Source organism: Cognatilysobacter lacus, from assembly GCF_008274655.1.
Taxonomy (GTDB): domain Bacteria; phylum Pseudomonadota; class Gammaproteobacteria; order Xanthomonadales; family Xanthomonadaceae; genus Cognatilysobacter; species Cognatilysobacter lacus.
Genome location: NZ_VTRV01000028.1, coordinates 1 through 24,810 on the forward strand (window position 1 = coordinate 1; position 24,810 = coordinate 24,810).

The following is a 24,810-nucleotide window of genomic DNA, read 5'->3' on the forward strand; positions in this document are numbered from 1 at the left end:
CCTGGGCCTGCGCGACGTCGCCGCGCTGCGACGCGCACTGCCGCGTCCGGGACGCGACGTGGATCCGGCGGCGTCACGGTTGTCGCGTTGGGCACGCGAGCGTCGCAGCCAAGTCGCCCGCGCGGCACATGCGTTCGAGGCGATCCATCGCGCTTTCACGAACGAATCGCTGCTGCCGACGTTGTTGCGTGGCCGGTTGCTCGGGCTCGCAAACGCGCTGCCGCCTCTTCAGCACGCGCTGTGGCGCGAGGCTGCCGGGCTCTGACAGGAAACGGCCCCGCGTGTGGCGGGGCCGTCGATTCAACGCAAATGCCGTCGGTGCGCGATATCAGCGACCGCCGCTGTGCGTGGCCAGCCACGCCGACAACTCCTCCGGCGACAGGTGTCCGTCGCGATTGGTGTCCGCGCGCCTGAAGTTGAGGCCGGAAATGCCCTTGGCCTCGGAAGGTGACAACCAGCCGTTGCTGTCGCGATCCAGGCTGCCGAAATCCGCGCCGCTCGCCATCCCGGTGCCGGCCATGGCGTCGGCCCTGCTGCTTCGCTCGGCGGGTGTCGGCGCAGAGGTCGGGGCCGGACGGCTCGCGGCGCCGCCCTGCATCCCGGACATCGTGCCGCTGCCGCTCGACGTGGTGCCGGCCGATACGCCGCTACCCATCATCGCGTCGGACGCGGCCGAGGACGGCTGGACTGCGACCACGCGGCCGTCGGGATAGATCATCGCGGTGCTCACCGGTGCAACCGAAACGCCGCTGCGCTCGGAGGTGCCAGCGCGCGCTGTCGACTCACGCGACTTCGACTTCTTCGTGGCGTGGTGCGCGGTTCGCGCATGCTTGTTCTTCGTGGCGTGGTGCGCGGTTCGCGCATGCTTGCTCTTCGCGGAGCTGGCATGGGTGGCGGTGGCCACGTGCTTGCCGCTGGCCTTCGAGTGCATCTCGTTCTCGTCAGCCATGCCCGTGTCAGCGGCGGTGGACTTTTTCATGTCGCCCATAGCCGCCGAGCTTTCCGTGCCCGAGGCCCGCTTCGCACTGGGCCTGCTGCTCGAACGCGTCGTCTCCGGCCGCGTCGACTTGGAAGCTTCCTTGTAGGGGTTGGCAGGGGTGGACTGCGCCGTGCTGGCCGTGCTGCTTCCCGATCCGGTCGTGCTCTGCGCACCCGCGACCGACAGGCCAAGCGTCAGAGTGATCGCGGCTGCCAAGGCCGCCTGCATCTTCGTTTTCATCGTCGAGTACTCCGAGACAGTGCGGCCACGCTACACCTGCGCAGGTCAAGTCGGCGTACAAGCGACAGGTGCTTTTACGGGCTGCGCGTGTGCGCGAAAACCGTAATCTCCTCGCGGTCGTGGTAAAGCTGCTTTGCGCGCCAGACGACCGGCTTTTCGACCTGTTCCTCGAACAGCGACAAGCAGTGCATGGTCTCGTCCCAACGCTTTTTCATCGGCAGTTTAAGGTTGAAGACGGTGTGTCGGCACCAGCCTTCGCGCAACCAGGTCGCCATGCGTTCGGCCACGCGACGCGGCTGTTCGACCATGTCGCAGACCATCCAGTCGAGCATGCGTTTGGGATGCCACACGAAGCCATCGGCGCGAAGGTGTTCGACGCGGCCACTGTCGAGCAGATGCTGTGCCATCGGACCGTTGTCGACGCTGGTGACGCGCAGGCCATGACGCATCAACACCCAACTCCAGCCGCCCGGCGCGGCGCCCAGGTCTGCAGCGACATAGTTGTCGTTGAGCCATGCAGTGCGTTCGTCGGCATCCAGCAACGTCAGGAATGCCTCTTCGAGCTTCAGCGCGGAGCGGCTCGGGGCCTGCGGGTTCGCGCGCAGGCGTGGGATGCCCATCGGGAACGGGCTGCTGTCGCTCGGATCGGCGATCGCGAGGTGCGCATGGTCCCCGGTTTCGAGCATCACATGCAGTCGCGGGCGCGCGGGCGAGTCGATATGCGTCAGCCAGCCGGCTTCGCGCAGCACGGGGCGCAGTGCATTTCCGAGCGCACGCGAAAGACCCGCGAGCGGTCTGCCCTCATCGCTGTCGGCGTGTTCGACATGGACTTCGCCGAAGCGGAGCGTTGGATTGCCAAGCGTCGCGGCCATCGCATCGATGATCGCGCCGACACGGTCGGGCTTGGCGCCGGGCTGCGCGCCGAGGGTAGGCAACTCCGCGAACGCGACCAGCTTTTGCCGCGCGAAGATCAGGTCGCGGAACGGAAGCGCGTGCGAAAGGGCTTCGGCGTCGTCGCACATGTAGCGGGCAAAACCGCTACCGCGCTCGGTGCGCGCATAACCGGCGAAACCCGCGGCACCCGCGCGTTCGGTCAGCTCTGCGGCGATCTCGGGTTCGAAACCGGCGCGGCAGTAGGCGAGAAGGGCGGGGGAGGAAAGCTGCATGGCACGCCTTGGTGGAAGCGGGGTCGATCGCGACGGTTGTTCGGTAGTGCGCAACGACGGTCGCCGAGCAACAGCGACGCCGCCCTGGTCAGCCCGGCTCGTCGATCAATAGCGCGCTCCGCCGAGATTCGCGTACATGCGCAGGACGTCGCAGGCGGCTTCGCGCTGCACGTCGCGCACCACGGCGATGCCGCGTCGTTCCAGTTCGCCGACCCAATCGGCCGGCAACGGGCCTTCGTCGAACTCGGTGAGCGCCTCGACATCCTCGCTGCGCGCGCCGATCAACAGGCGATCGATACCGGCCCAGACGGTCGCGCCGTAACACTGGCAGCAGGGCTGCGCGGACGTCGCCAGCGTGATCGGGCCGACGCGCTCACCCGGCGCCGCTTCATTGAGCCGCGGCCGCTGCGTGCGCTGCTGCGCGAGCATGTAGGCCATGGTCTCGGCATGCGCGACCGAGCACGAATGCGGCAGGACGCGGTTGACGCCCACGGCGATGATGCGGTCGTCCGGGCCGAACACCGCGGCCCCGAACGGGCCACCGCTGTTGCCCTCGACATTGCGACGCGACAGGCCGATGGCGAGCGCCACCTTGGCGTCATCGCCCTCGTAGGCGCGCGTATTGTCGACGGCATCGTGCACCCAGGCCGGCAGGGTGAGGTGTACCTGCGCGTACAGCATCATCGTCATCGGGTCACCGGGGTTGATGCGCTGTTGCCTCGGCAGGTGCCCGCGTCGCAACTGCAACTCTTGATGTCCGCGAAGCCGCAGACTGATGCCATTCCGCGTGCCGCGCAGTCCGCACGCACCGACTCGGGGTCGACCTTGGCGTCCTTGTTGACGCAGGCCGGGTTCACGCCGCAGCAGCTGCCGACATCCTTCACCACGCAGTCGGCGTCGCTGCGGCAGGCGGTGGACGGATGGGGCGCGGCAGGTGCATCGACGCGCTGCGGCGGCAGGGGCTTGCTCATCGGCGGCGCGGGGCGCGTTCGCCCGGGGATGCCCGTAGGCGACGCCGGTGCCGGCTGCGCCTGCGCGAGCGAACGCACGGGCGCCGCCGGCGCCGCGGCATTCGACGAGACGGGCGCAGGCGCGCAGGCGGCGAGCGCCGATAGTGCGAGCAACGCGGGCAGCAACGTGCGCATGACGGGTCTCCTTTGCATGCAGCTCAGACCTTGCCCGCCCACGTGTCGCGCAGCGTGACGCTGCGGTTGAACACGGGGCGGTCGGCGCGATGGTCGTAGCGATCAGCGACGAAGTAGCCAACGCGCTCGAACTGGACGCTGGTCTCTGGCGCCAACTGCGCCGCTGACGGCTCAACATAACCGGTCACCACGCGCCGCGATTCGGTGTTGAGATAGTCGCGATACGTCCGGCCGCCTTCGTCGGTGTCCGGGTTGGCGACGGTGAACAGGCGGTCGTACAGGCGAATCTCGGCTTCCAGCGCATGGTTCGCGCTCACCCAATGGATGGTGCCCTTCACCTTGCGGTTGGCGCCTTCCATGCCGGGCCGGGATTCGGGATCAAGCGTGCAGCGCACCTCGACCACGCGGCCGTCGGCGTCCTTTATCACTGCGTCGCAGCGCACGATGCCCGCGCCGCGCAGGCGCACGTCGCCGCCGACGGTGAGGCGCTTGAAGCCCTTCGGCGGTACTTCCTCGAAGTCCTCGCGCTCGATCCACAACACGTTCGAAAACGGCACCGCTCGCTCGCCTGCCGATTCGTCCTTCGGGTGGTTCGAGAACGTCAGCGATTCCTCATGTCCGTCCGACAAGTTCGTCAGCACGAGCTTGAGTGGATCGACGACACCCATGCGCCGCTGCGCCGCTGCGTCGAGGTCGTCGCGCAAAGCACCTTCGAGGATCGAGATGTCCAGCAGCGAGTTCTGCTTGGAGATGCCGACGCGGTCGACCATCAGCTTCAGCGCGCCGGGCGTGTAGCCGCGACGGCGGATGCCCTGCAGCGTCGGCATGCGCGGATCGTCCCAGCCGTCGACCAGGCCTTCGGTCACCAGCGTCATCAGCTTGCGCTTGCTCATCACGAGGTAGTTGAAGTTCAGTCGCGAGAACTCGATCTGGCGCGGCTTGGCGGCCTCGCGGGGGAAGCCCTTGTCGACGAGCGGCTGCAGGAGCGCCGGATGGTTGACGAGGTCGACCTTGTCGACGCACCAGTCGTAGAGCGGACGGTGATCCTCGAACTCGAGCGTGCAGAGCGAATGCGTGATGCCTTCGATCGCGTCGCTCAGCGAGTGCGCGAAGTCGTACATCGGATAGATGGGCCACGCATTGCCGGTGTTCTGGTGCTCGACGTGCTTGATGCGGTACAGCGCCGGGTCGCGCAGGTTGATGTTGCCGCTGGCCATGTCGATCTTCGCGCGCAGCGTGCGCGTGCCGTCGGCGAATTCGCCGGCACGCATCCGGCGGAACAGGTCGAGGTTCTCGTCGACGCTGCGGTCGCGGAACGGCGACGGGCGGCCGGGCTCGGTGAGCGAGCCGCGATAGGTGCGCACTTCGTCGGCGCTGAGATCATCGACGTACGCATCGCCCTGCGCGATCAGCTTTTCGGCGGCAAGGTAGAACACCTCGAAGTAGTCCGACGCGTGGCGCAGCGCGTGCCACTTGAAGCCGAGCCAGCGCACGTCGTCCTGGATCGCGCGCACGTACTCGGGGTCTTCCTTGGCCGGGTTGGTGTCGTCGAGGCGCAGGTTGCAGCTGCCGCCGAATTCCTGGGCGATGCCGAAGTCGAGACAGATCGCCTTCGCGTGCCCGATGTGCAGGTAGCCGTTGGGCTCCGGCGGAAAGCGCGTACGGATGGCGGCATGCGTGCCGGCCGCGAGGTCCTCGCGAACGATCTGGCGGATGAAGTCGTTCTTGACGCCGGATTCGGGCGCTGCGTTCTCGGGCGAACTGGACATGCAGGCTTGCAACCGCGTGGGGAAGCCCGCAGTTTAACGAAGAAGGCCCTTCCGGCCCGCCGCGAGCCCGCAATGATTCCCGTCTATGACGCCGCCAACCTGATCGACGCGCACCTGGTGAGGCACGCGCTGGAGGACGCCGGCATTCCGGTATTCATCCGCGGTGAGGCGTTGATGGGCGGCATCGGCGAACTGCCGCTTCACGGGATGCTGCAGGTCTGCGTGCCGGACGCGGCGTGGCCCGAAGCTGACGCCGTGGTGCGCGCGCTGGACTTCGGCAGCCCACCCGAAGCGCCGGAGCTCGGCTGGGATCCGGGCCTGCAGCCAGGCTGACGCATCCGTGGCGGCGCGTGCCACGTAGTCCACATCACGAGTGCGTCGGGGTCGCTGTGTGACGCTGGCGCCCACCCGCGCATGCCGACGAGGATCGAAACGATGCTGGAGAAACTGCTGGGAATCGGCGCCTACAAACAGCGCCTGCCGCGCGACGGCGAGGCACTGCCCGGACGCGACACGCCCATGCGCGTGAACAATGCGCACCACGTACACGGCCGCCCGATCCAGGGCGACTTCGCAGGCTTCGAACAGGTGCAGTTCGGCCTGGGCTGTTTCTGGGGCGCCGAGCGCCTGTTCTGGTCGACGCCGGGCGTGGAGACCACCGCGGTCGGCTATTCCGGTGGCCAGACGCCGAACCCCACGTATCGCGAGGTCTGCAGCGGCATGACCGGCCACACCGAAGCGGTGCTGGTGGTCTACGACCCCGCGAAGCTCGGCTTCGACGCGTTGCTCAAGGTGTTCTGGGAAGGCCACGACCCCACGCAGGGAATGCGGCAGGGCAACGATGCCGGCACCCAGTACCGCTCGGCGGTCTACTGCGCGACGCAGGCGCAATACGACGCCGCGATCGCCAGCCGCGCTGCCTACCAGGCGCGGCTGCGCGAGGCCGGCCTCGGCGAGATCACCACCGATATCCGCTATCCGGCACCGCCGTTCTTCTATGCCGAGGACGAGCACCAGCAGTACCTGTCGAAGATTCCGAACGGTTACTGCGGGCTCGGCGGGACGGGCGTGGCGTGCCCGATCGGAGCGGGCATCCAAGCCGCCTGAGACGGGTCAGTACGCCTCCAACGAGCAGGCGTAGACCACCTCGCACGCGCCGTCGCCGCTGTCGTCGCGCGTTAGCGAACTGCGCCAGGTCCAGCCGTCGGGCGCGTCGGCTTCGACGAGCCAGCCGTCCATGCGCACGCGGTCGCCCTTCTTGATGCGGTCAAGCGCGCGCGCGACGCCTTCATTCGCCGGAATCACGTGCATGTTCGCGCTCGACCGCACGATCTCGTCCGGCGGAATCGGCGGCGCGTCCGACCAGCGATAGCGATACCAGCGACCGCCCTGCGACACGTCCAGGCGCGCGAGCACCGAGTCGTCACGCATGCGGCCCCAGCCGAGCGCGAGGTCGGTTGGCGACAGGTCCGCCTCGCGACCGCTGCGGTAGTCCTCGCGCGAGAGCACCCGCGCGTCGACGCTGAAACCGGCAAGCGGCCGCAGCGTCGCCGGCTGCAGCCGGAAAGGCGCGAGCCCGGCGGGCACGGGACTCTGCAGTGGCGCATTGAACGCCGCGACGGACGGTGGCATCGGGCATGCGACATGCGCACCGCCTGCAGCCTCGGCAGCGTGCGCGCGGTGTGGCCCGATCGGCGAAAGCCACCAGCCGACGAGCACGAGACCGCACAGCAACCCCAGCAGATCGCGACGCATGCGCTCAGGCCCCCCGCGGTCGCGCACTGGCATGCTTCGGTGGTTGCAGCAGGTGTGCAGGCAGCTGTCGAAAGATCGCTGCGAGCTGTTCAAGGAAGCCGTCCATCGCCGAACTGCGACGCCACGCCATCGCGATGCGGCGGTGCGGCGGCGCGTCGGCGAACGTCAGCAGCGCAATCCCGTCGGACGCCGGCACCGGCGGCTGCACGGCCAGCATCGGCAGCAGCGTCATGCCGACGCCGGCGGCAACCATCTGCCGCAACGTTTCCAGCGACGTCGCGCGAAAGCCGTCGCGCTCGCCTGCACCTGCGAGCCGGCAGACGTCCAGCGCCTGGTCGCGCAGGCAGTGGCCTTCCTCGAGCAACAGCAGGTCGGCATCGCGCAGGTCGTCGGCCGCCAGGGTGCGCCGCTTCGCCATCGGGTGGGTTATCGGCACGGCCAGCACGAACGGTTCGTCGAACAACGGTTCCACGCGAAGCTGGTCGTCATGGAGTGGCAGCGCGAGGATGCCGGCGTCGAGGCGGCCGTCGCGCAGGCGTTGCAGGATCTGGTCGGTCTTTTCCTCGACCAGCAACAGCTCCAGGCGCGGAAAACGTTCGCGCACATGCGGCAGCACATGTGGCAACAGGTATGGGGCCAGCGTCGGAAACAGGCCCAGGCGCACGCTGCCGGCTTCAGGGTCGCGACTGCGACGCGCGAGTTCCGACATCTGGTCCACTGCCGCGATCACGCCGCGCGCCCGTTCGGCGATCTGCAGACCCACCGGCGTGAGCATCACGCGACGCGGCGCGCGCTCGATCAGCGTGACACCGAGTTCGTCCTCCAGCTTGCGCAGCTGGGTCGACAGCGTGGGCTGGCTGACGAAGCTGGCGTGTGCGGCACGCCCGAAATGCCGGTGTTCGGCGAGGGCGACGAGATACTTCAGGTCACGCAGGTTCATGCGTCGATGGTAGGGCGCGGCTCACAGCCGCGCCATGGCATGCGCGGGAACACTCAGGCCGCCGCTGCAGTCGAAGCTTCCGCGGGCGCCGACGTCCGGATGAGGTGGTCGAACGCGCTCAACGCGGCAGTGGAGCCGGCGCCCATGGCGATCACGATCTGCTTGTAGGGCACCGTGGTGGCGTCGCCCGCCGCGAACACGCCGGGCACGTCGGTGGCCCCGCGATCATCGATCACGATTTCGCCGCGCGGGCTCAATGCCACGCAGCCCTTGAGCCATTCGGTGTTCGGCAGCAGGCCGATCTGCACGAAGATGCCTTCGAGTTCGACCGTGCGTGCGACGCCGGACGCACGATCCTTCAGCACCAGGCCCGTCACCTTCGAGCCGTCGCCGAGCACCTCCGTGCTCTGACCGTTCAGCACGATCTCCACGTTCGGCAGGCTCCGCAGCTTGCGCTGCAGCACCTCGTCGGCGCGCAGCTTCGTGTCGAACTCGATGAGCGTGACACGCGCGACGATGCCGGCGAGGTCGATCGCGGCCTCCACGCCCGAGTTGCCGCCGCCGATCACGGCCACGCGCTTGCCCTTGTAAAGCGGGCCGTCGCAATGCGGGCAATAGGCGACGCCCTTGTTGCGGTACTGCTCCTCGCCGGGTACGCCCATCTGGCGCCAGCGTGCCCCGGTGGAAAGGATCACGGACTTCGAATTCAGCGACGCGCCGTTCTCCAGCTCGACGGTGATGACGCCGCCCGGCTGGGTCGCCGGAACGAGGCGGCTTGCGCGTTGCAGGTTCATGACATCGACCTCGTACTCGCGCACGTGCTGCTCGAGCGCAGCCGCGAGTTTGGGGCCCTCGGTGTACGACACCGACACGAAGTTCTCGATCGCCATGGTGTCCAGGACCTGGCCACCGAAACGTTCCGCGACCACGCCGGTGCGGATGCCCTTGCGAGCGGCGTAGATGGCCGCCGCGGCACCTGCGGGACCGCCGCCGATGACGAGGACGTCGAACGTGTCCTTCTTCGCCAGCGATTCGGCTGCGCGCGCCACGGAGCCGGTGTCGAGCTTGGCCAGCACCTGCTCGACCGTCAGGCGGCCGGCGTCGAACGGCTCGCCGTTGAGGTAAATGGTCGGCACCGACATGATCTCGCGCGACTCGACCTCGTCCTGGAACAACGCTCCGTCGATCGCGACGTGGTGGATGTTCGGATTCAGCACGCTCATCAGGTTCAGCGCCTGCACCGTGTCGGGGCAGCTCTGGCAGGAGAGCGACATGTATGTCTCGAAGCGGTATTCCCCTTCGATCGCACGCACCTGCTCGATGACATCGGCCTCCACCTTCGGCGGATGGCCGCCGACCCACAGCAACGCGAGCACCAGCGAGGTGAACTCGTGCCCGAGCGGGATACCTGCGAAGCGCACGTCGACGTCCGTGCCTTCGCGCACGATCGCGAACGACGGGCGGCGGTCCGAGTCGTCGGTACGCTCGTAGGCGACCTTGTCGCTCAGCGCGGCGATGTCGAGCAGCAGGCGTTCGAGTTCACGCGAGGGGTCGCCGTCGTCGAGCGAGGCATGCAGGCGGATCGGCTGCTGCAGCTTCTCCAGATAGGCGGCGAGTTGCGACTTGAGGCTGTCGTCGAGCATGGCGCGGCCCTCCACGGAGGCTGTGGAACTCGGTTCAGGTGCTTGCCGGAGACCTCGTGACCCAAGGCCTCGGGAAAGCATCCGACGATGCAGGCCCGGGCATGTAGCCCGGGCCTGCCGGCGAATCAGATCTTGCCGACGAGGTCGAGCGACGGCTTGATGGTGTGCGCGCCCTGCTGCCACTTCGCCGGGCAGACCTCGCCCGGATGCTCGGCGACGTACTTGGCCGCCTTGAGCTTGCGCAGCGCTTCCTTCATGTCGCGCGCGATCGCGTTGTCGTGGATCTCGTAGGCCTTGATCACGCCTTCCGGGTTCACGATGAACGTGCCGCGCAGCGCCAGGCCTTCCTCGTCGATGTGCACGTCGAACGCGCGCGTGAGCTGGTGCGTCGGGTCGCCGACCAGCGGGAACGTCGCCTTGCCCACGGCCGGGGACGTCTCGTGCCAGACCTTGTGCGAGAAGTGCGTGTCGGTCGTGACGATGTAGACCTCGGCGCCATTGGCCTGGAACTCGGCGTAGTTCTCGGCGGCGTCCTCGACTTCGGTCGGGCAGTTGAAGGTGAACGCGGCGGGCATGAACACGATCACCGACCAGTGGCCGTGCAGCGACTTCTCGGTGACTTCGATGAACTTGCCGTTGTGGAAGGCGTTTGCCTTGAACGGCTGGACCTGCTTGTTGATCAGCGACATCGCGAGCTCCTTTGGGGGGAATGACCTGGCCCGCATCGTAGCCCCGTGCCATGCATGCATCAAATCGATTGGTGCGATCGGTTCGATAGTAATTGCATATCGAAGTGAGCGCGTCGCCCCCGTCGACCGGGACTTTCGGCCCGCACGTTCCCGGCCGCCGTCCGCTTACGCTCGGTGGTTCGCCCACGGGGAACCCAACGAATGCATCTTCTGCGCCGCCGCGCCCTTGCCCTCGCCGTTTCGCTCGCCGCCTGCGCTGCCGCGCATGCCGCCGGTTCCGCCGTTCCGACGGGTCCGTTGCCGCGCACCGTGGTGCCTTCACTCGTGCAGCTCGAACTCAGGATCGACCCGAAGCAGGCGGGCATGAGCGGCACGACGCGCATCCAGGCCGATATCGCCGAATCCACCGACACCGTCTGGATGCACGGCCGCGGGCTCACGATCCGCAGCGCCCGGGCGCGGGTCGGCAAGAAGACGTTCCCTCTGCGCGTGAGCCAGGTCGATCCCTCGGGGGTGCTGCAGCTGGTGTCCAGCTCACCGCTGCCGGCGGGCAAGGCCACTTTCGACATCGCGTTCGACGCGCCCTACGGCGAGCTGCAGGGCGCCTACAAGGTCAAGCCCGACGGCCGCGACTATGTGATGACGCAGATGGAGCCGCTCGGCGCGCGCACTGCTTTCCCTTCCTTCGACGAACCGAGCTTCAAGCAGCCGTGGGAGGTGACGCTGATCGTCCCGAAGGACGACGTCGCCGTCGCCAACGGCCCTGAAACGAAGACCGAGGCGCTGCCCGGCGGCTGGAAGAAGGTCACGTTCAAACGCACCCAGGCGCTTCCGAGCTACCTGGTCGCGTTTGCGGTTGGCCCGTGGGATGTCGTGCAGGGCCCGGACATCGCGCCCAACGGTGACCGCACCGCGCCGATCCACCTGCGCGGGATCGCCGCGAAGGGGCAGGGCGGCCGGATGGCGTACTCGCTCGCGCATACGCCTGAAATCTTGCGCGCGCTCGAGAGCTACTTCGGCATCGCCTATCCGTTCGACAAGCTCGACAACCTCGCGGCGCCGGACTTCTGGGCGGGCGCGATGGAGAACGCCGGCCTGATCGTCTATCGCGACTCGCTGATGTTCCCGGACCAGACGTCGTCGGTGGGCCGTCGCCAGTCTTTCTGGGGGACTAGCTCCCATGAACTCGCGCACCAGTGGTTCGGCGACCTCGTCACCACCCGCTGGTGGGACGACATCTGGCTCAACGAAGGCTTCGCCACCTGGATGGGCAACAAGATCCACGGCCAGCTGCAGCCTCAGGCGCACACGGACCGCGGCCTGCTGGAAGGCGCGATCGGTGCGATGGGTGCCGACAGCCTCGCGTCGACGCGTCGCGTCCACGAGCCGATCCGCGACTACCGCGACATCGAGTCCGCGTTCGACGGCATCACCTACCAGAAGGGCGGCGCGACGCTCGCGATGTTCGAGCGCTACATCGGCGAGGAAAAGTTCCGCCAGGGCATCCGCAAGTACCTGAAGGCGCACGCGCGCGGCAACGCTACGAGCGCCGACCTGATCAACGCGCTCGCCGGGCAAAGCGATGACCCGGCCGCGGTGTCCAGGGCGTTCTTCAGCTTCATCGACCAGCCGGGCGTGCCGTACGTGTCGGTGAATCTCGACTGCACGGGCAAGGTGCCGGCACTCGACATCAGCCAGCAGCGCTACGTCCCGATCGGCTCGACCGCCAGCGCCGACCAGACCTGGGGCGTGCCGATGACGATCCGCTATGCGGACGGCAACAGCGTCCGCGAGCAGAAGGCGCTGGTTACCGGTAAGCAGTCGCGCGTGGAACTCGTGCAGGCGGGCAGCTGCCCGAAGTGGGTCATGCCGAACGGCTACGGCGCGGGCTACTACCGTTTCGCGCTGTCGCCGACCCTGCAGGCGGCGCTCAATGATTCGTTCGATTCGCTCGACCAGCGCGAGCAGCGCGTCGCCGCCGACTCGGTCACCGCGGCCTATGGCGCAGGCACCCTCACGCCGTCGCAGTTGCTCGCCGCGCTGCCGCGCTTCGCCAACGCCGACGTGCGCCAGACCGCGACGGCCGGCATGACGGCCACGGGCTGGATGGGTGAGCACCTGCTTGCCGACGACAAGGCGCGCGAAGCGTTCCACGCGAAGGTCGCCGCGATCTATCGCCCGCGCCTGGATCGCCTCGGCCTGTCGCCGAAGGTCGGTGAAGCCGAAGACGACGCGCTGCTGCGCAGCACGCTCGTCGAGTTCTTCGCGATCGACCTGAAGGACGCCACGGTGCGCGCTGAGATGAACCGGCTCGGTCGACAGGTGCTCGGCCTCGACGGCGCGGCGCCGCAGCTCGACGCCGCGGCGCGTGACCTGCGCGACACGGCGCTGGCCGTCGCGCTGCAGGAGGGCGGCGCCACCGCATTCGACGCCGCCGAGAAGCAGTTCCGCGCCAGCCAGGACGCGGTGCTGCGCACTGAGCTGCTGTCGGCGATGAGCGTGACTCACGTGCCGGCGCTCGACGCGCGCGCCCGCGCGCTGGTCTTCGAGAAAGGCCTGCTACGTCGCAACGAGATATTCCCGGCGGTCGGCGGGCAGCTGTCGGACGCGGCGACGCGGCCGGCGCTCCGTGACTGGGTCGACGCGCATTTCGGCGAGCTCGAGGCGCGCCTCGCGCCGGCAGGCGCCGCGATGGTCAATCTCTACTCGGCGGGCATGTGCAGCGACGCCGAAGCGGACGCGCTGCAGGCCAAGTTCGGGCCGCGCATGGAAAAGGTCGAAGGCGGACCGCGCGAGGTCGAGCAGACCGTCGAGGCCATCCGCCTGTGCGCGGCGCAGAAGCAGGCACGCACCGGGTTGCCGTTGGATTTCGCCAAACGCTAGGGCCCCTGCGGGCGAGGCGTGCGGCGTCGGCCGCCCGCCCGCCTGCGAGGTTCAGCGCAGCCTGACATCGGGAGGTCACGGCCTGCCGCGGAGCGTCACCCGCGGCATCGGCCTGGGCCGGGTCGGACCGGAGGTATCCGCGAAAAGGACGCGGCGCAGATAGCAGCGGGACCGTCGACACGCGGCCGTGGCAAGAAACTTGCATGCGTCGCGCTGAACATCGAGGGCGACAATGGAGCTGATCCGCCAGTTGGACACCGCGACGCTGGCCTTCGTCACGGGCCTCGCTGGCTTGTTGCTGGCGGGCACGATGGTGGGCATCCGGCTGGCCGGCATGCGCAATCCCGCGTTGCGCTATTGGGCACTTGCCGGGCTCGCCGCAGCCGTGGGGCACCTGCTCGCCCACTGGGCGCTGACCTTCCATGTCGCCATGCCACGCGTTGGCTCGCTGGCGCTGGCCAATGCGATGGTGACGATTGTCCACGTGTCGCTGCTCGCCGGCGTTCGTGCGTTCCTCGGCAAGCCGCCGCGGTGGCTGTTGCTGGCTCCGCTGGCCTTGCTGACCGCGAGCGCCGGTTACGTCGCGCCCGAGGCCTGGGCGGACATGCGCGTCCGCATCGTGGTGCTCGGCTTCCTGTACCTGGTGCTCGATGCCATCGCCGCCGTCCTTCTATGGCGCTCCGGCAGTGCGCGCGGCGAGCGTTTCCAGTTCGTCGCCGCTTCCGCGTTCGGGTTCAACGCGGTCGTGCTGGCCGTGCGCATCGCCCACGCGCTGTGGCGGCATACGCCCGATGCGACGTTCGCGCACGAGCCCTTCCAGACTCTTGTGTTCGTGCTCGGGCTCGTCTTCATCGCCGTGCTCACCGTCGGTCTCGCGCTGCTCATGTTCCGCGACAGGGAGCTTGAGCTGCGTCGGCTGGTGCATCGCGATCCGCTGACGGGGCTGTTCAACCGGCGCTCGCTCTTCGAGCATGCCGCCCGCGAACAGGCGCGTTGCGAGCGTTACGGCGCGCCGCTGTCGCTGATCATGCTCGACATCGACGCGTTCAAGTCGGTCAACGACACCTACGGCCACGGCGCCGGCGACGACGTCATCTGCGAAACCGCTGCGCGCGTGGCGCTGGGCCTGCGCGACGTCGACGCCGCTTTCCGTCTCGGCGGCGAGGAATTCCTGATCCTGCTGCCGTCCACGGGTCTCGACGACGCAGTAGCGGTCGCCGAACGCCTGCGGCAGTCGGTGTCGGACACGCCCATGGCGCCGATCGGGCGCACGGTCACCGCGAGTTTCGGCGTCACCGAGCTCGCGCGCGGGCACGAGGACTGGGAACGGGCGATGCGCCGCGCCGACACCGCGCTCTACCGAGCCAAGGACGAGGGCCGCGACCGCGTATTCGCGATGTCCGCGCCGTGCAACACCGCGCCGGCCGACGCCGTGCTGGACGTACCATAGCGGCCCCTTACCGCGGAGCCGCCGCATGCGGATCGACGCGCTCCTGCGCGAGGCGCGCACGCGCCTGGACGGCCGCGAGGGCGAGCACCTGCTGGCACACGTGCTGGGTCGCACGCCCGCGTGGCTGCTCGCACATGGCGACGCCGTGCCGGAGCCCGCGGTCATCCACAGGTTCCAGGATCTCGTCGCCCGCCGCGAAGCGGGCGAGCCCGTCGCCTACCTCACCGGCCGCCGCGGCTTCTGGACCTTCGACCTCGAAGTCGGTCCGGCTGTTCTCATCCCGCGTCCTGAAACCGAGCTGCTGGTCGAGCTCGCGCTGCAGCGCGCGCCAGGCGGCCGCAGCGACATCGCCGACCTGGGGACCGGCAGCGGCGCGATCGCGCTGGCGCTGGCGACCGGGCGTCCCGAGGCGCGCGTTGTCGCGACGGACGCCAGCGCAGCGGCACTCGACATAGCTCGGGGCAACGCGACGCGTCTGCAGCTACGCAACATCACCTTTGTCGAGGGCGACTGGTTCGCGCCGCTGGGCAACGCGCGTTTCGACCTCGTCGTGAGCAATCCGCCCTACATTCCCGAGCGGGATCCACATCTCGAACAGGGCGACCTGCGCCACGAGCCGTCGTCGGCGCTGGTGTCGGGCGCGGACGGGCTGGACGCGATCCGCATGCTAGCCGCCGGTGCGCCGAACCATCTGCGTGCCGGCGGCTGGCTGTTGGTCGAGCACGGCTACGACCAGGGCGATGCAGTGCGCGCGCTTTTCATCGGCGCGGGCCTGTGCGAGGTGTCCAGCGCGCGCGACCTCGAACACCGGGATCGCGTGACACTGGGTCGCCTGGGATAGGTCGACCGACACGTCCGTACACCGGCGCAACGCACTAGACTGCCCGCGTCCCCGCACGAATCGCCCCCATGCGCCGCCTCTATCCCGAGATCGAGCCGTTCGACAGCGGCATGCTCCAGGTCGACGACCGCCACGCGCTCTACTGGGAACAGTGCGGCAATCCGAAGGGCAAGCCCGTGGTGATCCTGCACGGCGGTCCCGGTGGCGGCTGCAGCCCGAAGATGCGGCAGTTCCATGACCCCGCGAAGTACCGGATCGTGCTGTTCGACCAGCGCGGCTCCGGCAAGTCCACGCCGCATGCCGACCTCGTCGACAACACCACGTGGCACCTCGTCGCCGACATCGAAACCCTGCGCGAAACGCTCGGCATCGAGCGCTGGCAGGTTTTCGGCGGGTCGTGGGGTTCGACGCTCGCGCTCGCGTACGCGCAGACGCATCCGGATCGCGTGACCGAACTCGTGCTGCGCGGCATCTTCATGCTGCGTCGCTGGGAGCTCGAGTGGTTCTACCAGGAGGGCGCATCGCGGCTGTTCCCCGAGGCGTGGCAGCAATACGTCGCGGCGATCCCGGCCGCCGAACGCCACGATTTCATCAGCGCCTACCATCGTCGGCTCACCAGCGACGATCCCGCCACGCGACTCGCCGCGGCGCGCGCGTGGAGCGTATGGGAAGGCGCCACGTCGTTCCTGCACTACGATCCGGCGTTCACCGCGGCCCACGACGAAGCCGAATTCGCGCTCGCGTTCGCGCGGATCGAGAACCACTACTTCGTGCACGCAGGCTTCTTCGACGCCGACGACCAGCTGCTGCGCGACGTTCCGCGCATGGCCCACATCCCCGGCGTCATCGTGCACGGCCGCTACGACGTGGTCTGCCCGGTGCAGAACGCGGTCGACCTGCATCGCGTGTGGCCGCAGGCCGAGCTGGTGATCAACCCGGCATCGGGACACTCCGCGTTCGAAGCCGAGAACATCGACGCGCTGGTTAAAGCGACGGATCGCTTCGCGGGCTAGCGGGCGCCGGTGTCAGCGCCGAACGCGTCGGAGCAGGGCGAGCGCCAGCCACGCCGCGAGCGCCCACGCCACCACGTCGAGCGCGAGCCCTTCGTAGTTCAGGCGGTCGACGCCGGACACGACGCCGCGCAGCGACACGAGATTCGCCGGCGACAGTCCCGGATCGTCGACCAGCCAGGGCAGCGGCCAGCCCGCGGCCGCCACGGTGCAGCCGCTCGCGCAGGCCTCGACGTCGGCATAGCGCGCAATCGTGTGCTGGCGCACGGCCGAGGTCGCAAGGGTCACAAGCACGCCAAGGACGATCGGGGCGAGCCAGCGCATGCGGCCTGACGGTCGTCCCGCGCGCGTACCGCGATGGTGGCGACGCCGGCGCGCCATCAGTACGCCGGCGCCTTGTGCCAGGCCCAGGCCGTCTCGATGATCGGCTCGACGCGCTCGAACTTCGGCGACCAGCCGAGTCTTTCGCGCGCCTGCCTACTCGACGCCACGAGCACCGGCGGGTCGCCCGCGCGACGCGGCGCGATTTCGTACGGAATGTCGCGGCCCGACACCTTGCGCGCGGCTTCGATCACCTCGAGAACCGAGAACCCGTTGCCGTTGCCGAGGTTGAAGCGGTGTGCGCCGGCCTCGCGCTGCATCCAGTCGAGCGCGCGCAGGTGTGCGTCGGCGAGGTCGAGCACGTGCACGTAATCGCGCACGCAGGTGCCATCGGGCGTCGGGTAGTCGGTACCGAACACTTTCAGCCCGGCTCCTTCGCCGGCAGCGGCCTTGAGGGCATTCGGGATCAGGTGGGTCTCCGGCTCGTGCGACTCACCGATGCCTTCGTCGGCCGCCGCGCCCGCCGCGTTGAAGTAGCGCAGCGCCACCGAGCGCAGGCCGTATGCCGTGGCCGCGTCGGCGAGTACGCGCTCCACCATCAGCTTCGACGCGCCGTAGGGGTTGATCGGGGTTTTCGGATGCTCCTCGTCGATCACTGCGCTGACCGGGTTGCCGAACACTGCGGCCGTCGATGAGAACACGAGCTTGTCGACGCCGTGGCGCTTCATGGCCTCCAGCAGGTTGAGCGTGCCGGTGACGTTGTTCTGGTAGTAGGCGTAGGGATCGGTCACCGACTCGCCCACCAGCGAACGCGCGCAGAAATGCATGACCGCGTCGACTTTGCGATTGAACGCCGCGTCCAGGGTCTCCGGCCGCAGGATGTCCGCGTCGACCAGCGGCCCCCAGCGCACCGCCTCCCGATGGCCGGTGAGCATGTTGTCGAGCACCGTGACTTCATGCCCGGCGCGCGAGAGCGCGAGGCAGGCGTGCGAGCCGACGTAGCCGGCACCGCCGCAGACGAGGATGTGCATGTTCGCTTCCTTGTGGAATGCAGGGATTTAAGCGGCGCTGTCGTAATCAGGCCGCGAAGACGACGTGCCGGCGGGCGAACCGTCCGGGTCGCGCTCGAGCATCCACAGGCCGCCCCAGAGCTTGAGGTCGACTTCGAATCCATCCGCGTACTTGCGCATCAGCCACGCCGGCGCGTCCGCACGCGGTACGTGGTGCACGATGATCTGCTCGTCGTCGACGCCACCGCCGTCGCCGACGCGGCGCAGGCCGGTGGCGCGCACGAAGGCGATGCGCTCGCTGCTCATGCCGGCAGACGTCGGGCCCACCAGCAGGACTTCGACGTTCGTCGCCTCGTACCCGGTTTCCTCGATCAGCTCGCGCCGCGCGGCCTCGCAAAGCGTGTCGTCGTCCTGCTGGTCGCCCACAAGGCCGGCCGGCATTTCGATGGTGCGTTTGCCGACCGGGACGCGGAACTGTTCGACGAACAGCACCTCGTCTTCCGGCGTGGCCGCGATGATGATCACCGCCATGCCCTGGCCGTGCACGCGCTCGGCGAATTCCCAGCGGCCGCGTTGCATCAACCGCAGCCAGCGGCCTTCGTAGAGGGGCGTCAGGGGAAGGTCGCGATCGTCGGACATGGGGGCGGGCAACGTGGACTGCCGTCGATGCTAGACGTTCGCCGATGCGGCCGGCATGAATGCGAGGCCGCAGGCGGCATGGATGCGGCGGCGCGTGAGCGGGCCGAAGCGCAGGCGGTCGCACAGGGCGAGCAACGGATCGCGCTGCGGTTCGCCGCGGCGGAAATGCGCGTCCGCGCCTTCGCACGGCGCGTGCAGCACGATCGTCGCGAGTTCGCGGCACAGCAGCGCCTGTTCGCGGTGCATGCGCAACTGCTGCGCGCAACGCGCGGCGCCACGGATGGCCGAGAGGTAGGGGACCTCCTCGACGCGGCGCAGCACCTCGTCAAGCGTGCCGAAATGGCCGAGCAGCGCAGCGGCGGTTTTCGCACCGATGCCCGGAACGCCAGGAATGTTGTCGATCGCATCCCCGGCCAGCGCGAGGTAATCGGCGATCTGGTCGGCGCGCACGCCGTGGCGTGCCGGCACGCCGGCCGCGCCCCAGCGCTGCGCCCGCGCGAAGTCCCATTGCTCGTCGTGCTCGCCGAGCAGCTGCGAAAGGTCCTTGTCCGCCGAGACGATCACGCCGCGGAAGCCGTGCGCGCGCACCGAATGCAGCGCACTTCCGATCAGGTCGTCGGCCTCGTAATCGGTATGCGCGAGCACCGTCATGCCCATCACCACGCACAGCTCGCGACACGCCGCGAACTGTCGCTTCAGGTCGTCGGGCGCCGGATCGCGATTGGCCTTGTAGGCCGGATAGATGCGATTGCGGAAGCAGGTGTCGAGCGCCTCGTCGAAGGCGACGACGATGTGGTCCGGCGTCGTGCGCTCGAGCAGCTCCAGCATGAAGCGCGCAAAGCCGTGCACGGCGTTCGTCGGCCAGCCGTCGGAATCCGTGAACTCGTTCGGCATCGAATGCCAGGCACGGAAGACATAGACGCTCGCGTCGACGAGGTAAACGGTGCGGGGCGTCGTCGACGCGTGGGTCATCAGGGGGTCCACTCGGTGAGCAGCAGCGCGGGGTCGGGTCGATCGCGCTCGGGTACGCGCTGGCGGACGGAACCGATATGGATGAAGCCGGAGACGACTTCCTGTTCGCCGATGCCGAGCATGCGACGGACCGCCGGGTCGTAGGCCGCCCAACCGGTGAGCCAGCAGGCGCCGAAGCCCAGTGCCTGTGCCGCCTGGAGCAGTGCGAAGCATACGCAGCCGCTGCTGAGCAGGCGCTCACTGGCGGGGATCTTCGCGTCCTCGCGCTGATCGGCGACCACCACCAGGACCATCGGGGCATGCAGGAAGCGCTGGCGATCCTTCTCGATCACGGCGTCGCTCGCCTGCGGATCGCGCTCGCGGGTTCGCGCAGCGAGGCGTTCGCCGAGCGCGGCGCGCGCGTCGCCCGCGATGCGGACGAAGCGCCAGGGAACACGCTTTCCGTGATCGGGAACACGCACTGCCGAACGCAACATGCGCATCAGCTGCGCTGGATCGGGACCGGGCTCACACAATTGCATGGCGGGTACGGAGCGTCGTGCGTCGAGCGCGTTCAGCGCTTCAATGTCACCGCTTATCGGCGTCGTTTCAGTCGCTTGGGACATGGCTCACAGATCGATGAAGACGGGCAGGAAGTGACGCACATTGCCACTATCCTGCATTTCCAGTCGAACCTGCGACAGCAGCGACCCCCGTTGGAGTTGCCGTGATCAACCAGTTCCCAGAACAAGGAATCGATCCGCGCCTCGACCCGTCACGCGTGCTCGAGGCCCTCAAGCGGCTGTCGGTCGAACGCATGGGCACGTTCCCGACGGTGCTCTACATCGGCGCCGAGCGCGAATTCGCCGAGACCGGCCCGGACGCCTATCACGAGCTCGCGGGCCTCAACGTCCTGCGCGCGCGCAACGCATCCGACACGATGACGTTCCGCCAGCAGATCGCCCAGGGCTTCGACGAGTTCCGCAATCCCTTCATCCGCGCCGGCGTTGCCCTCGGACTGATCGACGAGGACATGATCGACCTGCATCTGCAGGCACAGGCGCTCACCGAAATCCTGGACAAGCGTTACCAGACGCAGCTGCTCGCGCTTCGCACCCAGATGGAAGAGCTCGCGCTGGCGATGCGCGTTCCGACCGGTGCCAACCCCGTTTCGCCCAGCCGCCTGTGCGCCACGCTGGTGTCCTCGATCGGCGGGTCGGGTGTTTCCGAGCCGCTCGGCCGCGTGCTGTTCCGCCAGTTCCAGCAGCAGCTGGTGCCGATCCTCGACGCCCTCTATCCGAACCTCGGCGCGGTGCTCAACCGCGCCGGCTACGGCGTGAATGCGTGGGCGCCGGCTGCGATCGCGAAGTTCGAGCGCGAAGAGCCGGAGGCCGTCGCCCCCGTCGCCAAGGCGCCACAGCTGCCCGAGCAGGCCTTCACGCCGCAGCAGCAGGTGTATCCGCCACAGGCGCCGTTGTACCCGCAATCGGCCCCGTTCGCGCCCGCACCGTCGCCACTCGCGCGGTCGGTCGGCGACGGCACGGGTTCGCACCGTCATTCGACCGAACTCGAGCCGCTGCGCGAGCAGTTGCGGTTGTGGCGCATGGAGCGGCAGCACGGCGGCGTGCGCTCCCTCTCGCAGGCACCTGTCGGGCTGCAGTACGGCGTGCCCGGGTTCCCGGTCTCCGCCGGCATGGCCGGCCCTGGCGGACACGCGGCCCCGACGATGCGCGAATTCCAGGCGCGCGAGATCAGCAGCATCGCCTCGGTGCTGCAGGCCGAGCCGCCGGATGTCTTCGCCCGCGCGCTCGGCACCACCGGCAAGCTGGCCGAGGCCATGCGCGGCTACCTGGCCGAGGGCGCCCGTCGCCTCGGGCTGCATCCGGAATACACCGCGCTGTCGGCGAACGACGAGGATGCGGTCGACATGGTCGCGCTGTTGTTCGAATCGCTGTTCCGCACGCATGCGCTGCAGGAGCGCGCCCGCCGCGTCTACGCGCGCCTCGTGCTGCCGTACCTGAAGGTGGCGATCAACGACGACTCGATGTTCGTCGAGCGTGGCCATCCGGCGCGCCGCCTGCTCGATGCGCTCACGGAAGCATGCGAGGACAACAACGGCAGCACGCCGCAGGAGCGCGAGTTGCTGGAACGTGCGTCGGCGGTGTCGCAGCGGATCGTCGCCGAGTTCAACGAGGACGTTTCCGTCTTCGAAATGGCCTATGCCGAGCTTGAAGACCTGCTCTCGCAGCAGCGCCGCCGCGTGGAACTTCAGGAGCAGCGTGCAGCGAAGGCGAGCTACGGTCGCGAACGACTGGCGCAGGCACGCACGCGTGCCGACGTCGTGCTGCAGCGCCGCCTTGCGCAGACGCCGCTGACCCAGGCCGTCGGCGACTTCCTGACCACGCCGTGGCGCCACCACCTGGTGCAGACGCTGCTCCGCGATGGCGAGGACAGCGTGCGCTTCCGCGATGCCATTGCGATGGGCGACGCGTTGGCCGACGCCGACGGCCTCGCCTCGCGCGCCATGGGCGACGCGCTGGTGCGCCAGCTGCTGTCGCTTGAAGAGCCGCTGACCGAGTGCCTCGCGTCGTCGGGGCTGGATGCCACTGCCGCCAGCCATGGACTCGCCGGTATCGTGCGCGGCCTGGCCGATCCGGACGTTTCCCGCCGGGTTCGCCCAATGCCGCCGCCGGTGCGCGACGAGCCCGAGCAGGAGAGCCGGCTTTGGCTCGCCGGCGGTACCGATACCGTGCGCGCCGATCCGCTGTGGGTCGGCAAGATCCGTGCTCTTGAAGTGGGGTCTTGGCTGCGCCTGAGCGATGCGCAGGGCGAGCCGATCTCGGCCAAGGTCGCATGGGTGAGCCCGCTGACCTCGCGCCTGTTGCTGGTGAACCGCCGCGGCATGCGCGTGCTGGCGGCGAGCATCGACGAGCTCGCGGTGCTGGGGGCGGAGGGACGCCTCGCGATCGCGACGGGGCAGTCGCCGTTCGAGGCGGCCATGGAGCAGCTCCAGCAGCAGATCCGCACCGCTGCCTGATCCGTTCGCAGGCCCACAGGAAAAAGCCCCGCACCTGCGGGGCTTTTTTCATTGCATGGCGGTCACACGCGCGGCGGGTCGCTCTCGCGCGCCCAATGGCGATGCCGCGCGACGGCCGCGATGAAGCGGGCGATCGACGCACGGTTCGATGCCGGCTCGACCAGGAGGCCCGGATCCGGCGAGCCATCCGGCAGCGTCGGTGGGAGCCCCGCCGCCTCGACAAGCCGTTGCGATGCGCCGAAGGCCAGGATCGTCTTGCAGTGCCGGTACTGGTCCTTCAGTCCTTCCAGCAGCTGGCCGTTCGCCATCAGGGCGTCGACAGCGGCATCGCCGTCGGGCAGCACCATCGCGTCGAACAGGAACGCGGGTTCGTTCTCGATCGACGCGTCAGCGTCGAGCATCGTGCCGTCGCTGCCACGCACGGGGCCGATGCGAGGCCCGACCAGCCGGGGCACGGCACCCTGCGCAAGCAGCGCGGCCTGCAACGCCGCTACCGACGCTGCGTCGACGCCATCGGCGACCACCAGCGCGATCTTGCGCGTGCGGATGGAGCCGTCGCCCGGACGCGCAAACAGTGAAAGCGAATCGGACTCGCGCACCTCCGGCTTGGGGGCGCGCGCCAGCGCGGGGGTCATCGGCGCAGGCACCGCCATGCCGAGCCCCGCCGCTACGCCTTCGGCGAGTTCACGCGACACGTTCGCCAGCATCGACACCGTGCGCTCGCGGATCGCCGGCACCGTCACCTTGCTCAGCTCGAATCGGAAGGCACCGATGATGTGCGCACGCTCGACGGGCGTCTGGCTATCGAAGAACAGCTTCGCCTGGTTGTAGTGCTCCGCGAATTTCTCGGGCTTGCCGCGCAGTTCATTGCCGCGCACCGGCTCCGGGAACGCGACGAACCCGGCGCCCCCGGCCTGGAACGGGCAACCGCCGGCGAGGCTGTTGGGCTCGTAGTTCACGCGCCCGCGGTTGATCGCCTGGCGATGCAGGCCGTCGCGCTGGTTGTTGTGCACGGGTGCGATCGGCGCATTGATGGGGATCTCGTGGAAGTTCGGCCCGCCAAGGCGCGAGAGCTGCGTATCGACATACGAGTGGATGCGCCCGGCGAGCAGCGGATCGTTGGTGAAGTCGATGCCCGGAACGACGTGCGCCGTGCAGAACGCGACCTGCTCGGTCTCGGCGAAGAAGTTGTCGGGATTGCGGTCGAGCACCATGCGGCCGACGGGGCGCACCGGCACCAGTTCCTCCGGCACGATCTTGGTGGCGTCGAGGACGTCGAAGCTGAACTTCGCCGCGTCTTCCTCGGTGAATATCTGCAGGCCGAGTTCGTACTCCGGGTACTGGCCGGCTTCGATCGCTTCCCAGAGATCACGACGGTGGTAGTCGGGATCGGCGCCGGAGATCTTCACCGCCTCGTCCCAGGTGAGCGAGTGCGTGCCGAGCACGGGCGACCAGTGGAATTTCACGAACACGGCTTCGCCGTCGGCATTGACCAGCCGGAAGGTGTGCACGCCGAAGCCCTGCATGGTGCGGTAGCTGCGCGGAATGCCGCGGTCGCTCATCACCCACATCAGCATATGCGTCGACTCGGGCATCAGCGAGACGAAATCCCAGAACGTGTCGTGGGCGCTCGCCGCCTGCGGCATCTGATGGTGCGGCTCGGGCTTCACCGCGTGAACGAGGTCGGGGAACTTCATCGCGTCCTGGATGAAGAACACCGGGATGTTGTTGCCGACCAGGTCCCAGTTGCCCTGCTCGGTGTAGAACTTGGTGGCGAAGCCGCGGGCATCGCGCGCCGTGTCCTTGCTGCCGCGCTCGCCGGCGACGGTCGAGAAGCGCACGAACACCGGGGTGCGCTTTCCGGCGGCCTGGAACGGCGCGGCTATCGTGATGTCGGTCAGCGGCTCGTAGCACTCGAAGAAGCCGTGCGCCGCCGAGCCGCGCGCATGCACGATGCGTTCGGGAATGCGTTCGTGGTCGAAGTGCGTGATCTTTTCGCGGAGGATGAAGTCCTTCAGCAACACCGGACCGCGCAGTCCTGCCTTGAGCGAATTCTGGTTGTCGGCGATCGGCACGCCCTGGTTGGTGGTCAGCACCTGCCCCGTCGAGTCGACTCGCACGCGGTCGAGCGGGTCGACCGTGGGATTCACGCCGATGCGCGCGCCACGGCCCGCCTTGGGGTTGGCGTTGCGTTCGGTGAGCGTGCTCGAGCCCACGAGGCCGGAGGGCGGTGCGACGTGCGCACCTTCGGGCGCGACCGGAACGGGCGTTGGTAACTATAACCATCCTAAGGTAGCGAAATTCCTTGTCGGGTAAGTTCCGACCTGCACGAATGGCGTAAC

Annotated in this window: 22 protein-coding genes and 1 pseudogene; 8 read left to right on the plus strand and 15 right to left on the minus strand. The window is 68.5% G+C overall.

The features are described from left to right. Nucleotides 1–265 (plus strand): annotated as a pseudogene (locus tag FW784_RS14255) (UbiH/UbiF family hydroxylase); the annotation flags it as partial. Between the two features lie 63 nt (nt 266–328). Here the strand turns inward: FW784_RS14255 and FW784_RS04045 are convergent. From FW784_RS04045 to FW784_RS04065, 5 genes are all read right to left on the minus strand, one after another. Beyond that, nucleotides 329–979: an EF-hand domain-containing protein gene (locus tag FW784_RS04045; RefSeq protein WP_187770669.1), complete on the minus strand. Its 651-nt coding sequence runs from the start codon at nt 977–979 to the stop codon at nt 329–331. Between the two features lie 314 nt (nt 980–1,293). Further along, a complete protein-coding gene (gene rlmM / locus FW784_RS04050; protein ID WP_149352083.1) occupies nt 1,294–2,385 on the minus strand; it encodes a 23S rRNA (cytidine(2498)-2'-O)-methyltransferase RlmM in 1,092 nt (363 codons plus the stop codon). Nucleotides 2,386–2,490: 105 nt separating this feature from the next. After that, the gene (locus FW784_RS04055; protein WP_149352102.1) at nt 2,491–3,066 is read right to left on the minus strand and encodes a nucleoside deaminase; all 576 of its coding nucleotides are present in this window, start codon (nt 3,064–3,066) and stop codon (nt 2,491–2,493) included. 5 nt (nt 3,067–3,071) lie between these two features. After that, nucleotides 3,072–3,530, minus strand: coding sequence for a hypothetical protein (locus FW784_RS04060; protein WP_149352084.1), 459 nt, complete (start codon nt 3,528–3,530; stop codon nt 3,072–3,074). A 23-nt stretch (nt 3,531–3,553) separates the two neighbouring features. After that, nucleotides 3,554–5,299 (minus strand): glutamine--tRNA ligase/YqeY domain fusion protein, encoded by a 1,746-nt coding sequence (locus tag FW784_RS04065; RefSeq protein WP_149352085.1) that lies wholly within the window; start codon nt 5,297–5,299, stop codon nt 3,554–3,556. Between the two features lie 72 nt (nt 5,300–5,371). Between FW784_RS04065 and FW784_RS04070 the strand changes: the two genes are divergently transcribed. Together FW784_RS04070 and msrA are read left to right on the plus strand one after the other, a co-directional pair. Then, nucleotides 5,372–5,632 (plus strand): putative signal transducing protein, encoded by a 261-nt coding sequence (locus FW784_RS04070; protein WP_149352086.1) that lies wholly within the window; start codon nt 5,372–5,374, stop codon nt 5,630–5,632. 114 nt (nt 5,633–5,746) lie between these two features. Further along, the gene (gene msrA / locus FW784_RS04075) at nt 5,747–6,406 is read left to right on the plus strand and encodes a peptide-methionine (S)-S-oxide reductase MsrA (RefSeq protein ID WP_149352103.1); all 660 of its coding nucleotides are present in this window, start codon (nt 5,747–5,749) and stop codon (nt 6,404–6,406) included. Nucleotides 6,407–6,412: 6 nt separating this feature from the next. Here msrA and FW784_RS04080 read toward each other — a convergent pair whose 3' ends face one another. From FW784_RS04080 to ahpC, 4 genes are all read right to left on the minus strand, one after another. Then, nucleotides 6,413–7,054 carry a hypothetical protein gene (locus FW784_RS04080; RefSeq protein WP_149352087.1) on the minus strand — a complete coding sequence of 214 codons (642 nt, stop codon included), beginning with the start codon at nt 7,052–7,054 and terminating at the stop codon, nt 6,413–6,415. Between the two features lie 4 nt (nt 7,055–7,058). Beyond that, nucleotides 7,059–7,994 (minus strand): LysR substrate-binding domain-containing protein, encoded by a 936-nt coding sequence (locus FW784_RS04085; RefSeq protein ID WP_149352088.1) that lies wholly within the window; start codon nt 7,992–7,994, stop codon nt 7,059–7,061. A 53-nt stretch (nt 7,995–8,047) separates the two neighbouring features. Then, a complete protein-coding gene (gene ahpF, locus FW784_RS04090) occupies nt 8,048–9,637 on the minus strand; it encodes an alkyl hydroperoxide reductase subunit F (protein ID WP_149352089.1) in 1,590 nt (529 codons plus the stop codon). A gap of 125 nt (nt 9,638–9,762) precedes the next feature. Then, nucleotides 9,763–10,326: an alkyl hydroperoxide reductase subunit C gene (gene ahpC / locus FW784_RS04095; protein ID WP_149352090.1), complete on the minus strand. Its 564-nt coding sequence runs from the start codon at nt 10,324–10,326 to the stop codon at nt 9,763–9,765. A gap of 201 nt (nt 10,327–10,527) precedes the next feature. Between ahpC and FW784_RS04100 the strand changes: the two genes are divergently transcribed. The 4 genes from FW784_RS04100 to pip all read left to right on the plus strand — a co-directional run bounded on the left by FW784_RS04100 (nt 10,528) and on the right by pip (nt 16,513). After that, nucleotides 10,528–13,209, plus strand: a complete 2,682-nt coding sequence (locus tag FW784_RS04100) for a M1 family metallopeptidase (RefSeq protein WP_149352091.1) — start codon at nt 10,528–10,530, stop codon at nt 13,207–13,209. Between the two features lie 232 nt (nt 13,210–13,441). Next, entirely contained in the window at nt 13,442–14,659 is a 1,218-nt protein-coding gene (locus FW784_RS04105; protein WP_149352092.1) for a GGDEF domain-containing protein, read from the plus strand. Nucleotides 14,660–14,684: 25 nt separating this feature from the next. Further along, nucleotides 14,685–15,500: a peptide chain release factor N(5)-glutamine methyltransferase gene (prmC, locus tag FW784_RS04110; RefSeq protein WP_149352093.1), complete on the plus strand. Its 816-nt coding sequence runs from the start codon at nt 14,685–14,687 to the stop codon at nt 15,498–15,500. 68 nt (nt 15,501–15,568) lie between these two features. Further along, nucleotides 15,569–16,513: a prolyl aminopeptidase gene (pip, locus tag FW784_RS04115; protein ID WP_149352094.1), complete on the plus strand. Its 945-nt coding sequence runs from the start codon at nt 15,569–15,571 to the stop codon at nt 16,511–16,513. 12 nt (nt 16,514–16,525) lie between these two features. On the opposite strand, the gene FW784_RS04120 is transcribed toward pip, so the two are convergent. Genes FW784_RS04120 through FW784_RS04140 form a run of 5 tightly spaced genes read right to left on the minus strand, consistent with a single transcriptional unit; the run spans nt 16,526 to nt 20,057 of the window. Further along, nucleotides 16,526–16,834, minus strand: a complete 309-nt coding sequence (locus FW784_RS04120) for a hypothetical protein (RefSeq protein ID WP_149352095.1) — start codon at nt 16,832–16,834, stop codon at nt 16,526–16,528. Nucleotides 16,835–16,890: 56 nt separating this feature from the next. After that, nucleotides 16,891–17,862, minus strand: a complete 972-nt coding sequence (gene galE, locus FW784_RS04125) for a UDP-glucose 4-epimerase GalE (RefSeq protein WP_149352096.1) — start codon at nt 17,860–17,862, stop codon at nt 16,891–16,893. A 27-nt stretch (nt 17,863–17,889) separates the two neighbouring features. Further along, nucleotides 17,890–18,480 (minus strand): NUDIX hydrolase, encoded by a 591-nt coding sequence (locus tag FW784_RS04130; protein WP_149352097.1) that lies wholly within the window; start codon nt 18,478–18,480, stop codon nt 17,890–17,892. A 30-nt stretch (nt 18,481–18,510) separates the two neighbouring features. Next, complete coding sequence (locus FW784_RS04135) at nt 18,511–19,452, minus strand: 5'-3' exonuclease (protein WP_149352098.1); 942 nt, start codon at nt 19,450–19,452, stop codon at nt 18,511–18,513. Next, nucleotides 19,452–20,057 carry a nitroreductase family protein gene (locus FW784_RS04140; RefSeq protein WP_149352099.1) on the minus strand — a complete coding sequence of 202 codons (606 nt, stop codon included), beginning with the start codon at nt 20,055–20,057 and terminating at the stop codon, nt 19,452–19,454. The genes FW784_RS04135 and FW784_RS04140 overlap by 1 nt, the downstream gene beginning before the upstream one ends. Nucleotides 20,058–20,158: 101 nt before the next feature. On the opposite strand from FW784_RS04140, the gene FW784_RS04145 reads away from it, so the two are divergent. Further along, nucleotides 20,159–22,468, plus strand: coding sequence for a DUF1631 family protein (locus FW784_RS04145; protein WP_149352100.1), 2,310 nt, complete (start codon nt 20,159–20,161; stop codon nt 22,466–22,468). 62 nt (nt 22,469–22,530) lie between these two features. Here FW784_RS04145 and FW784_RS04150 read toward each other — a convergent pair whose 3' ends face one another. Continuing rightward, nucleotides 22,531–24,624: a catalase gene (locus tag FW784_RS04150; RefSeq protein WP_425481585.1), complete on the minus strand. Its 2,094-nt coding sequence runs from the start codon at nt 24,622–24,624 to the stop codon at nt 22,531–22,533. Nucleotides 24,625–24,810 lie beyond the last annotated feature (186 nt).